11 protein-coding genes are annotated in these 12,771 nt (G+C 36.6%); 5 read left to right on the top strand and 6 right to left on the bottom strand.

Annotated features, from left to right (window positions below; all coding sequences use genetic code 11):
- Positions 1 to 10: 10 nt before the first annotated feature.
- The 3 genes from VB796_RS14245 to VB796_RS14235 form a co-directional block, all read right to left on the bottom strand.
- A complete protein-coding gene (locus VB796_RS14245) occupies positions 11 to 1,594 on the bottom strand; it encodes a SusD/RagB family nutrient-binding outer membrane lipoprotein (RefSeq protein ID WP_323347233.1) in 1,584 nt (527 codons plus the stop codon).
- A gap of 33 nt (positions 1,595 to 1,627) precedes the next feature.
- On the bottom strand, positions 1,628 to 4,939 hold the full coding sequence (locus VB796_RS14240; RefSeq protein WP_323347232.1) for a SusC/RagA family TonB-linked outer membrane protein: 3,312 nt from the start codon (positions 4,937 to 4,939) through the stop codon (positions 1,628 to 1,630).
- Between the two features lie 105 nt (positions 4,940 to 5,044).
- A complete protein-coding gene (locus VB796_RS14235) occupies positions 5,045 to 6,241 on the bottom strand; it encodes an ROK family protein (protein ID WP_323347231.1) in 1,197 nt (398 codons plus the stop codon).
- A gap of 347 nt (positions 6,242 to 6,588) precedes the next feature.
- Between VB796_RS14235 and VB796_RS14230 the strand changes: the two genes are divergently transcribed.
- From VB796_RS14230 to VB796_RS14215, 4 genes are all read left to right on the top strand, one after another.
- Positions 6,589 to 7,347 carry a tRNA1(Val) (adenine(37)-N6)-methyltransferase gene (locus tag VB796_RS14230; RefSeq protein WP_323347230.1) on the top strand — a complete coding sequence of 253 codons (759 nt, stop codon included), beginning with the start codon at positions 6,589 to 6,591 and terminating at the stop codon, positions 7,345 to 7,347.
- A gap of 100 nt (positions 7,348 to 7,447) precedes the next feature.
- The gene (locus VB796_RS14225) at positions 7,448 to 8,401 is read left to right on the top strand and encodes a glycosyltransferase family 2 protein (RefSeq protein ID WP_323347229.1); all 954 of its coding nucleotides are present in this window, start codon (positions 7,448 to 7,450) and stop codon (positions 8,399 to 8,401) included.
- Between the two features lie 150 nt (positions 8,402 to 8,551).
- Entirely contained in the window at positions 8,552 to 9,121 is a 570-nt protein-coding gene (locus tag VB796_RS14220; RefSeq protein WP_323347228.1) for a Uma2 family endonuclease, read from the top strand.
- Between the two features lie 88 nt (positions 9,122 to 9,209).
- Complete coding sequence (locus VB796_RS14215; RefSeq protein WP_323347227.1) at positions 9,210 to 10,043, top strand: tRNA threonylcarbamoyladenosine dehydratase; 834 nt, start codon at positions 9,210 to 9,212, stop codon at positions 10,041 to 10,043.
- 91 nt (positions 10,044 to 10,134) lie between these two features.
- Here the strand turns inward: VB796_RS14215 and lysM are convergent, their stop codons facing one another.
- Together lysM and VB796_RS14205 are read right to left on the bottom strand one after the other, a co-directional pair.
- On the bottom strand, positions 10,135 to 10,602 hold the full coding sequence (gene lysM, locus VB796_RS14210) for a peptidoglycan-binding protein LysM (protein WP_323347226.1): 468 nt from the start codon (positions 10,600 to 10,602) through the stop codon (positions 10,135 to 10,137).
- 152 nt (positions 10,603 to 10,754) lie between these two features.
- Positions 10,755 to 11,579 carry an aminotransferase class IV gene (locus VB796_RS14205; RefSeq protein WP_323347225.1) on the bottom strand — a complete coding sequence of 275 codons (825 nt, stop codon included), beginning with the start codon at positions 11,577 to 11,579 and terminating at the stop codon, positions 10,755 to 10,757.
- Positions 11,580 to 11,667: 88 nt separating this feature from the next.
- On the opposite strand from VB796_RS14205, the gene VB796_RS14200 reads away from it, so the two are divergent.
- Complete coding sequence (locus tag VB796_RS14200; protein ID WP_323347224.1) at positions 11,668 to 11,862, top strand: hypothetical protein; 195 nt, start codon at positions 11,668 to 11,670, stop codon at positions 11,860 to 11,862.
- Here the strand turns inward: VB796_RS14200 and VB796_RS14195 are convergent.
- Positions 11,854 to 12,714 (bottom strand): transglutaminase family protein, encoded by an 861-nt coding sequence (locus tag VB796_RS14195; protein ID WP_323347223.1) that lies wholly within the window; start codon positions 12,712 to 12,714, stop codon positions 11,854 to 11,856. The genes VB796_RS14200 and VB796_RS14195 overlap by 9 nt on opposite strands.
- Positions 12,715 to 12,771 lie beyond the last annotated feature (57 nt).

The following is a 12,771-nucleotide window of genomic DNA, read 5'->3' as shown; positions in this document are numbered from 1 at the left end:
CGTAAAACCACTACTGATTATCCCAAAATATTTTACTTGTCAAATTATCCTTAGCCTTTATTTCGCTATAATTCACGGTGTTATAAACCGCTTCGCTCGACGGATACACCCAACGTAAAGGCGGTTGTTTCTGAACACTCGAATTATCTGCTTGGAAAGAAAGTTTCGGCAAATCAAATCTTCTAATTTCCGCCCAGTTTTCAGTTTGTTGTAAAATTCCGTAATGAATCCATTTTTGGTTTGCAATTAAGCTGAGCTTATCGGCATCAGTATTGGCATTTGCCCAATTAATTCCTGAGCTATTGATATAACTTTGAACCTCTGCCGTAGTCGCTGCGGTGGCAGCAGGAACGGTATTGTCGTTACTCAAAGTACGATATTTGTAATATGCCTCCGTTGAAAGTTTGATTCCATTTTCGTAAGCCGTTTTTGCCGAAGCATTATTTCCATTTTTCAAGTAAAACTCTGCAATGAAAAAGCTAACTTCTGCGGCATTGATGAGTACACCTGGAAAAAATTGGTTACGGCTAAATGTTGAGCGATTGTAACGAGAAAGTGTTCCGCCCGCAATAGCCGCTGATTGTACCGCTGATTCCGCCAATGGGTCTAAACCTTTATAAACGCCAACTGCATTATCTCCTGCTTCAAAAATCACTTTGATACGTGGGTCTTTATTGGCGTTCATGTGGTCAATCATTGCTTTTCCTGCCAAATTCCCGTCCCAATCTTCTAAACCATTACGAAACCCTTTTGAATGAATTTCAGTATTGATATCAAACACATTAATTTGGATATTATCGGCATTAGCAGAAACAACAGGGTATTTCGTTGGATTAGCTAAAATTTCTGTCATTTCTGCCGTTGCTCTGCTTTGGAATTTGCTTGAAGACGATGCTCTCATCAACATTCTAATTCTCAATGAATTGCAATATTTTTTCCAAAGCATCAAATCCCCTTTATTCACAAAATCTTGAGTTTTGAATCCCGTCAAAATTCCAGCTTTTACCGTAATCGTATTCATTTCATCAGCAAAAGCCTTCAAATCGTCCAACATTTTGGTATAAACAGTCTCCGCATTGTCATATTTAGCAAATGAATTAGTGTAATCACCACCGTTTATGCTCAACATTCCTGCACTTGAAAACGGAATATCACCATGCAAATCAACCACTTTTTGAGTATGGTCATAAAAATAAATAGCAGAAGCAATTTTATAAATACGCTTATCAGCTTGCTCGGCGGCGGTTGACTTTGCGTATATTTTTTCAAGTTCACGATATTGAGCTAAAAAATTGTAATAATTTGTCCATCTGTCGTTGATTCCTGCCGAACCTGGGTTATACTGATTTGGCGAATTTTCCCAACCAACCACTTGTGTGTAATGATTGAGCGTTGTTCTAAGCACTACGAAGTAATTACCGTAATCAGGCAAAACGTAGCTTTTATTTGAGCCTAAAAAACCTGTAAATTGTTTTTCTACGGTGGTTACAGAAATCTTTGAAGGGTCGGCATAACTTTCTTCAAAATCTGACTTTTGACAAGCCACAAAAGTCATAGAAAGTGCCATTGATAGTATAAAAAGTATTTTTTTCATATTTTCAGAATTTATATCAGAATGAATTTGATGTTAGAAACTTGCTCTTACCATAAAACCAATTGAGCGAGTTGCAGGGTTCGTTCCTGTGTTCGTGAGGGTTTCAAACCAACGAGAACCAGCCGTTGTTTGTTCGGCATCCATATCTTTGATGGTTCGGTAGATGTACATTAAGTTTCTGCCAAATACCGATACTGTCATTTTCTTTGCTCCAATCTTTCTGGCGATATTCGCAGGAACATTATAGCCTAAAGAAAGTTCTCTCAACTTGATATATGAATTTTCTTGTACATACAATTCATAACGGGCAGAGCTATACTGTGGCCCACCCCAGTTATAAGTATTGAAATAATAAACGGCTTGTGAAATGACGTTTGTATTCTTTTCGCCACCCACCGAAACACCATCCATTAGCATACCGTCGTTATAAACAGTTTCGCCGTTTGGTCCTTTATCCGCCGTTGTTTGTATGCCTTTTCCGTTGCTTACATAATATTTCAAGCCTCCGCTTTCGGCATCCATATATTTGGTACTTTCTTCTAACAAACCTCTACTAATCATCCAGTTTAACCCCGTAGGCATAATATAACCGCCCCAACGGAAGTCAGCCAAAACGTCTAATGTGAAACCTTTGTAGCTAAAAGTATTGGTGATACCGCCTGTCAATTTAGGCATGGCATTGCCAACATTTATCATTTTATCATTGTCTAAAACATAAAGACCCGAAGCGTTTACGATTTTCTCTCCTTTGGTATTCGTTGCAATTGGGTGAACGTAAAAATCTCCCATTGGCTGACCAACCACTGAGCGTAATTGAGCGGCATTTCCGTCATAATCTGCGTGGAGTAATTCAGTTGAACCATTGGCTAATTGTTCAACTACGTTGCGATTGGCAGCAAAGTTGATTCCTGCATCCCAAGAAAATTTTGCGGTTTTGATAGGCGAACCAGTCAAAGCAACTTCAATTCCTTCGTTTCTCAAAATACCAATATTACTTAAAACCGATGCTGCTCCCGTAGTAGGTGCTAAGGTTAGTGGTAAGATTTGGTCAACAATTTTGGCGTTGTAATAAGAAATATCTAAACCCAGACGATTTTTGAAAAACTTAGTTTCTAAACCGATTTCAAATTCGTGTTTTTGCTCTGGTTTGATTAAATCATTACCAAAAGCACTTGGTAATGTTGTATAAAGCACTGATTTTCCGCCTGTTTGCTGGATACCATACGTATTTTGTTGATAAGCAATATTGGCCAAATACATCTGCGGATAATTTCCTACAATACCCCACGATGCCCGTAGTTTACCATAAGTTACATAATTTGGTAAATTGAGTGCCTCAGAGAATACAAGACTTGAATTGACTGAAGGATAAAGGAAGGTATTGTTATTTGGGTTCATGGTTGACGTTCTATCTCGTCTCAATGTTCCCTCCACAAATAAGAAACCTTTGTAATCAAAATTAACTGTTCCGATAAAAGCGTCTTTTGCCACCGAATTTCTAACTGAATTACTCACTGGCGTGTTTACTGATGCCGCCACGTCGAATAGATTTTCCGTACTTAATCCGCCATTTGTACCTCTTTCTAAATAACTTCTTGATTCTTTAGTAGCAGTATAACCAGCCATTGCAGTCAACTGAACGTCTTTTGATACTTTTTTGGTGTATGTCAACAATACATCTCCATAAAGAATATTATAAAGATTTGAAGTCATACCGAAATAACCTGAGTAGCCAAATGCCAATGGAATTTCAGTTGATTGTTTGCTTTCACTTCTTAAAGAGGTAAAATCTGTGGCAATTCTTCCTCTCAATTTCAAGTCATCGGTAATCTGGAAATTATGAGTCATACTCGCAATAACACGATTGCTATATTCATCTTCATTGTGTTCTTTGACACGCCAGATATAATCAGCAATATCTCCTCTGAAACCACCATATTTAATGTTTTCGTCGGGCGTTAAACTTTGATTTGAGCCTGTTACAAAACGATACCCTAAACTTGTTTTGTATTTGTTCAGATACCATGCGGCATTATCAAAACGAGGCATCATACCCGTAAAGTTGTTCATCATTCGGTCAATTGAATACGGACGGTTGTGTGTGTATTGATTGACATAATTTACCACAAGGTCGGCAGTATATTTTTTGCCTAATTTGAACGAACTGTTAAGATTGGCGATATTTTTACTATTGGTAGCTCCAATGCTCAAACCTTGATTTTCTTGATGGGTTAAAGAGAAACGAATATTAGCATTTTCGGATGCTTGAGAAATTGCCAAGTTGACATTTGAATTGCGTGCTTGTTGGAATAAACCTGCATAATTATCTCCTTGCGACTCGTAAGGTCTCATCACGCCATCCCACGACAAAACTGGTTTTCCATCGAATTTAGGACCAAAATTTACCGATGTTCCAATTAAACCTCTGGTTTCTTTGACGTTATCTCCGTTGGTGTCATAATACAAAAATCCGTTGGCATCTTGTCCTGCATTGGCAAAAGTTGTCATGTAACCTTGTCCTCTGACATTCTGGTATCTTGGTAAAAAAGCAATGTTATCAACACTATAATTAGCATTTAAATCAACACTAAAACCTTTTTTACCTTTTCCACTTTTGGTAGTGATTAAAACAACGCCATTTACCGCTTCCGAACCATAAAGAGCCGCTGCCGAAGCACCTTTTAGAATAGAAATATTTTCTACGTCTTCTGGGTTTACATCTAATAAACCATTTCCTCTTAGTCTTTGGTCGCCCCAATAATTACCATTGTTTACTTCTCCATCTCTGATTGGCACACCATCCATGATGATTAATGGCTGGCTTCTTCCAGTAATTGAGTTTGTTCCACGAATAGTAATGTTTACTGCACTGGTAGCACCACCTGGGGCAGAAGCAATACGCACACCTGGGGCTTTTCCATAAAGTGCCGAAGCAAAATTGGGCGAACCTGTGCGAGTAATAGACTCTGCCTTAATAGTCGTGGTAGCATAACCAAGTGATTTTTGGTCTTTTGACACACCCAAAGCTGTCACCACAACTTCTGAGAGTTGCGAAGCATCTTCGTCCATTTCAACATTAATGACTGAGCGTCCACCAATTAATACTTCTTGTGTTTTGTAGCCAATGTAAGTAAAAATGAGGGTACTTTGTGATGAAGTGTTTAAGCTGAACTTTCCCTTAGAGTCGGTGGTTGTTCCAGCGGTTGTACCTTTAATTTTGACGGACATTCCAATTAGTGGTTGTCCATCGGTTTTAGATACGACTTGCCCTGTGATTGATTGAGCAAATACGGGGTCGCTTATCATTATGAGCATAACGACAAGGAGAAGTAGTTTTCTTCCCATAGGATAAAAGTGATAAAGTGAGTAAGTATAAATTATAAAAAAACAGATAATTTATGTTCATGACTTCGCTTTATCCTTTCCTCTCCTCAAAATTATGATTCCATATTACGAAGAATAAATATGGTCATAATTTTCCATCACTAAAGCCGCCGCACCAATCAGTGAAGCATCGAAGCCTAATTTTGAAATTTTAATAGGTGTATTGTGTGATAATCTTGGAATACAATGCTCGTTAAGTGCCTGTTGGATAGGAGCTTGCCAAATTTGTCCTGCTTGCGTTCCTCTTCCACTCAAAATGATTAATTCTGGATTCAGAAGATGAATAAGTATAGCTACTCCACGCCCAATTTTGTACCCAATTTCTGATAAAAGTTCAACCGCAAGTCTATCACCTTCAATGGCATATTGAACAATCAATTCACTCGCTTGTTCAATATTATTTGCGGGAACTTCTTTTAATCTTGACACCCTTCCTTGTGCAATAGCCTCTTTGAATTTTTCTATTAAAACAGATAAAGAAGTTTCTGTTTCCAAACATCCACTCTTGCCACAACTACATAATTTATTATTGGTAAAAAGTGGAATATGGCTAAATTCTCCAGCAAATCCACTTGCTCCACGGTACAAATTGCCATTCAAAACCATTCCTAAACCCACTCCCCAACCCACATTGACAACCATTATATTTTTTCGATTGATACCTTCCCCAAAACGAAGTTCAGCCAAAGCAATTACACTCGAATCGTTATCAATAAAAACGGGAATATCCAGTTTTTCAGAGATAAATTGGGTTATACTCTCATTACCATACGTAAGCGGAGTTTTTAGGAAACTATGGTTAATCCCATTTTTAATATCCACAAAACCAGGCATTCCAATGCCTATACCAACAATCTTTTTCCTATCAACTTTGGAGCTCTGAATAAATTTTTCGAGTTCTTCATAAAGCGTTAACAATGAATTATGATTATCACTTAGGGCTAACTCTACCTTCTCAACTTCCCCAATTACTTGATTATTCGTGTCCATCAAAGCAATTCTCGTAATAAATTGATCCATCGAAACCGAGACAATGTACAATGTTTCAGGTTTAAGAGAATACATCAATGGTCTTCGTCCTCCCGTTGAAGGAGCAAACCCTGTTTCTACAATGACATCTTCCTCCACCAAGTCATTCACCAATTTGGTAATAAATGGAAGACTTTTGTTGAGTTGCATACTAAAGTCTGCACACGACATCGAACCAGAAAAATACAGTTGCTTGATTATTCGGTTCTTATTTGATAGTTTTTTAGTGCTCATTTGAGTATTGGTTAAATATATTGAAAGCAGCAAGTGGCAAGTCTGCTAAATATCAAACCAAATTACTAATTCTATCCCTTACTAATTCTATATTTTTAAATATCCCACTTACTTAAATAGAAATGATATGCCAAATATAGAAAACTTTTATAAAAAAATTAAAATGTTTTTAAATATTTATTATTAAATCATAAAAGTTTTTAATGTTTTGTAAAATATTACTTATTTTAAGGTGTCAAAATAGTATCCAATCTTATAAGAAGATTAATTTTCACTGTTAAATAAATAATGAAGAAACAATGAGTTAGCATACAAATGCGAGAATAAATAGCACTTTATAAACCTCAATGACCCGAAAGCCCGTAATTTTGTATTTTATCAAAATTATGCCTGCTAATACGCACTTTTCTTTCAAAAAATTCACTATTCATCAAGACCAAACGGCGATGAAAGTAACCACCGATGCTTGTATTTTGGGTGCTTATACAAGTGTTGATAAAGCTAAAAAAGTCTTGGATATTGGCACAGGAACGGGATTGGTAGCCATGATGCTCGCCCAACGCACTGATGCAAAAATTGATGCCGTAGAAATTGACATAAATGCTTATAATCAGGCATTTAATAATATTCAAAAGAGTATTTTCAAAGAGCAAATAAATGTTTTCAATACTTCGATTCAATCATTTGCGGAACACCTTGAACATCAAAATCAGTACGATTTAATTGTTAGTAATCCACCATTTTTCCAGAATCATTTAAAGTCTGAAACCGAATCTCGTAATAATTCACTGCATACAGATACGCTTTCTTTTGAGGATTTGGTAGAGGCTGTTTTAAGATTACTTTCTCCTAATGGCACATTTGTTGTCTTATTGCCTGCGTATGAGAGTTCAGTTTTTGAGCAATTATCTGTTTCAAAAGAACTTTATCCACACAAAAAACTTACGATTAGACATCGAGAAGGAAGTAAAATATTAAGAATTATTACGACCTTTGGACAAGCAAATCAAGAGTTTGAAAACCAAGAACTATTCATCAAAGATTCAAACGAAAATTATACCCATGATTTTCAAAAGCTTTTAAAAGAATATTATTTGATATTTTGATTTTAGCCACAAAGACACTAAGTCACAAAATATTAATAACTAAAACTTTGAAACGTTGTGCCTTCGTGGCAACAAAAAGTAAAACCTTACAGATATAAATATGTTAGACATATCAGTCATCGTACCACTTTATAATGAAGATGAATCATTACCCGAACTTGCCGCTTGGATAGAACGGGTGATGAATGAAAATAAATTTAGCTACGAAGTCATTTTTGTAAATGATGGTAGTCGTGATAATTCTTGGAAAGTGGTCAAAAATCTTTCAGAGAAAAATACAAATATCAAAGGTATTTCGTTCAGTAGAAATTACGGTAAATCTGCGGCTCTTCATGTAGGTTTTAAGGATGCAAAAGGAAAGGTAGTTATCACGATGGATGCCGATTTGCAGGATAGTCCCGACGAAATTCCAGCATTGTACAAAATGATAATGGAAGATGATTTTGATTTAGTTTCAGGTTGGAAACAAAAGCGTTTTGACCCAATTACTAAAACCATTCCAACTAAACTTTACAATGCCGCAACCCGCTCAATGTCAGGCGTTTATTTACATGATTTTAATTGCGGATTAAAAGCCTACAAAAATGAAGTAATCAAAACAATAACACTTTACGGCGAAATGCACCGATACATTCCCGTAATGGCAAAATGGAATGGTTTTGATAAAATTGGTGAGAAAGTAGTACAACATCAAGCCCGAAAATACGGTACAACCAAATTTGGTATTGAACGCTTTTTATACGGATTTTTAGATTTGCTTTCTATTACTTTTGTCCAAAAATTCGGCAAACGACCGATGCACCTTTTTGGCGGTTTCGGCATACTGTCCTTCATGATTGGAACAATCATAACCTTGTATTTGATTGGGGATAAAATTTATGCCATTGCCAATCATTTAAAATTCAGAAATGTAACCGATAATCCACTTTTCTTCTTGGCATTAGTTGCCATTATTATTGGCGTTCAGCTATTTGTAGCAGGATTTATTGGGGAATTAATGACCCGAAATTCAGATAAAGCTACCGATTATCAAATTCGGGAAACGGTAGGGTAAGTAGTTACTGGAAATTAGTTACTGGAAATTAGTTATTGGTTGATTTGTTTCCATAAGGCATTAACTTTCAACACGTTAAACACTTTAAGATAAAATAAGCTAAACTAATCTTGTTGAAGCACTTAATTTTCTTAATAAAATAATATTCCAATGGTCAAGATACAAGATAACATCATACAATTTCCCAAAACGTTGGAAGCATTTTTGGATTGGCAACAACCCAACGATGGCGTGAAGTATGAATGGTATAACGATGAGTTAGTTCAATTTGAAGGTATGAAAAAGAAACAATACTACATCTTTGATATTCTTAATATATTATTTATTGAGAAAGGGTATCACAGAAAAGGGACATTGATGGCTGAACCTGACGTGATGCTTACTCAATTCCAAATGAGAAGACCCGATATTGCTTATTTTAGCAGAGAACAAATTTATCAAGGTCGAGAAGGAATTGATGTTATTCCTACCTTCGCTATCGAAGTGATTTCGCCAAATGACCATCTGATTGATGTTGAAGCAAAATTAATTGAGTATTTCAAAGCAGATGTAAAAGTAGTTTGGCATATCATTCCTGAGCAAGAAGTCGTTTATGTTTACACTTCTCGGAAAGATGTCAAAATTTGTTTTGATGACGATATTTGTTCCGCTAAACCCGTTTTAGAGGATTTTGAAATAAGTGTTGCAGATATTTTTAAAGATTATAAAGTTAGTGAGTAGGGAAGGCAGACGTTTCTGTTGAAAGTTGGGTTTTAGGGATTATGAATGTACTCCCAACCCCTAACACCTAAATCCTAACACCAATTAAATGAGTGATTTAGCTTGGCTTGGAAGAACCAAATTATTAGTTGGAGATGATGGACTCCAAAAATTGCAAAATGCCCATGTTTTAGTCGTGGGACTGGGTGGCGTTGGCTCTTTTGCCGCCGAATTTATTGCTCGTTCGGGCGTGGGAACAATGACCATTGTGGATGGTGACGTAGTTGACCCATCAAATCGTAATCGTCAATTACCTGCCCTTGCTACTACGCACGGACTACCCAAAGCGGATTTGATGGCTGAACGTTTATTGGCAATTAATCCAGAATTAAAGCTGACTTCTATTCGTGAATTTCTTTCACCCGAAGCCGCCGAAGAAATATTAAGTAGTCAACCTTTTGATTATGTAATGGATTGTATTGATTCCATTACGCCAAAATTGACCTTATTGACAACGGCACATAAAAAAGGGTTAAAAATCGTCTCATCAATGGGTGCAGGTGGAAAAGTTGACCCTACCAAAATCAGGACAGCCGATTTATTTGATACTCGTGAATGTTACTTGGCATCACTCATGCGGAAACGTTTGCGTAAATTGGGTATTTCATCGGGAATAAAAGCCGTTTATTCTACCGAAAAAATGATTGAGGAGTCTTTAATGCTAACGGATGGTTCAAACTTCAAGAAATCTGCTTATGGTACCATTTCTTATATGCCAGCAGCATTTGGTGGCGGTTGTGCCTCAGTTGTTTTACGGGATTTATTGGGTTATCCAGTAGAAATGGAAAAGAAATTAAAAGCCTTAGCAAGCCGAGAAAAGAAACAGAAAGAAGTAGAAGCGAAAAGAGGAAAGAGTAGAAAGCAGGAAGGAGAAGAGGGTTAAAGGAGAAAGGGAGAAAGAAAAATAGAAGTTAGACTTATTCGTCTCTCTCTTATTTTTCTTCCTCCCTTCTTTCTTTACTATCCTTAAAAAATTACGCCAATGGTGGAATACGTAATACTTGACCTGGATAAATTTTATCAGGGTGTGATAACATCGGCTTGTTAGCTTCAAAAATCACAGGGTATTTCATCATATCGCCATAGTATTCTTGAGCGATTTTAGACAAAGAATCTCCTTTAACTACTTCATGGTATTTTGCTTCTTCAGCAGGTTCAGCAACATTCAATTGATTATCAACCACAGTTACGCCTTCTACGTTACCAACAGCCAAAGCAATTTTTTCTGAATCTTCTTGTTTAGCAACTTCACCTTCTAAAATTACTGTATCACCAGCAGTTTTCACGGTCAAAGAGTTGTAAGGTAAACCTAAACTCTTTACGTGTGCCAACAAAGCACTTGCTCTTAGTGGTTCAACTTCCGCAGCTTTAGCAGGTTCTACCTCTTTGTGTCCTCCGAAAACTTTTTCTCCGACACCTTTAAAAAATGACATTAAGCCCATAATTGTTCGACAGTTTATTGTTTAAAGTTTAAAATTAGGAATAATAGCAAAATAATAGCTTATAGGGTTAAAACGTATAAATTGTTTTTCCGTCACCTATTATTCTCTAAACATCTACTCAAATGTAGATTTTTTAAACATTCCCTCAAAATTTAGAGCATAATTTTTTCATTAGCTTTTTCTTCCTCTAAAAATAGTTCTTGAAGTTTTTTAGTAATACGCCCAACTTTTCCGTCACTAAACACTTGATTATCAGTCTTGGTAATCGCCACGATACGTTTTGTACTTCCCGTAGTGAATACCTCATCGGCTTCCCAAAACTCTTGAATGGTTACGTCTCTTTCTTCGACAGAAAAATGTTTTTTGGCAAAATTTAGGATATGTTTTCTCGTAACACCAAATAATGCACCGTCAACTGGTGTGATAATTTTCTCATTTTTGATGATAAAAATATTACTTCTCGACGATTCTGAGATTTTTCCGTCTCGATAATACAGCAAATCATCCGCACCTTGAGCTTTCATTTGTTGGATTGCTCTGATAGGTACGATGTAATTAAGCGTTTTGATTTCGGGAATTTCTCTGCGGTATTCCATAGACATCAGTTTCATGCCAACATCAGCAGGTTTAAACTCAAAAGGTTTTCCCATCACTATCAAATTGGATTGCTCAGCGGGCGTATAACCATCTTCTGAATAACCACCCGTCATAATCATTTTTACTCCCAATAAAGGGTGCGGATTTAAGCGAATAATTTCCAAAATAATTTCTCGCAAACGTTCACGAGATTCAGGAATTGGCAATCCCATTAAACGAGCAGAATTTTCAAAACGGTCGAGGTGGTCTTCGATAAAAATCGGTTGTCCGTCAATGGCACGGAAGAAGTCAAAAATACCATAACCTCTTAATAAACCAAGGTCAGAAACATGGATTTGAGCTTTTTCAGAAGGAAGGATTTCTCCGTTTAAATAAATCATAAGACTAAAAATAAGGTTCTACTCAAAATTACATAAATGATACAAGTAAAATCTCTTTTTTGTATATTTGACTATAAATCTTAAACAAATGAGTAATCGTCTAATTTCCGAACTCCTCAAAGAACCTGATGCTTATTTGATAATCCAAGAAATAGAAAATATTCTCGAAGACGAAAAAGCACGTAGAATCGCTTTTTACAACGACATTACCGAACAAGAAAAGGTAGAGTTTATCAACGGTAAAATCATCGTGCATTCACCTGTGATGAAGAAATTAATGTAATTCATCAAGTTTCGTGATGTTTACCTTTGCCTCAAAAGTTCCCGATGCACTTCCTCTGAAAGTTCCTCTGATGGGCGTAACTAAATGGGGAATAGCAGATGCACCCACAGGTATATGATTGCCCGATACCAAACAGTTTTGGGTTGGGTCAAAACCACGCCAACCTCCTCCTGGTAAATAAACTTCTACCCAAGCATGAAGATATTGTGGTTGCGTTGGGTCTTCGGGTTCTACGGCTGAATAATAGCCACTCACAAAACGAGCCGCAATACCCATAACTCGGCACATTGCCATAAACAAGACTGAATAATCTCGGCACGACCCGTATCGACTCAGAAGCGTAATTTCGGGTGAATGTGCTTCACCTTCATCTCTAACTTCATAGGCGAATTCATGAATATAAGCATTCAATCTTGTTAAAAATGATGTCGTATTCCAATCAACACTTCCTGCAATTTGTCTCGCCGTTTGGTCAATTAGCGTTGTAATTCCATCTTTCACCAAATACGGACTCAATGCTTGAGCTACCTCCTCTGAATATTGAATGGGCAAAGAACTATTCTCAAAAGGATGATAAATAAATGAAAGCGGATTGAAAACGGTCGTATCGACGATGGAAGTTACTTTTATATTGAGAGCAGAAGTTGTATTCTTGAAAAAGAGAATGTATTGGGTATTATCAGAAGTATCGAGATTTTTGGCAATTGTAGTAGGCTCTGGGCTAATCTGAATATCAAATGATTGTAGCGACAGTAAAGAACTTCGTTTGGGATGCAAATAAAGATAATGCGGTTCTAAAAAAACCGCATTTGAGTATTGATAGTCAAGTTCATGTTCGATTTTTAGAAGCATAATTTTAAGCTTTTAGTATATTTAGTGTTTGGGTAGTAAATGAACCTGTTTCCTCAA

This window comes from Arcicella sp. LKC2W, assembly GCF_034931005.1.
In the GTDB taxonomy this organism is placed as follows: Bacteria; Bacteroidota; Bacteroidia; order Cytophagales; family Spirosomataceae; genus Arcicella.
The sequence above is the reverse complement of the archived record's forward strand: the minus strand, read 5'-3'. Positions and strand labels throughout refer to the sequence as shown.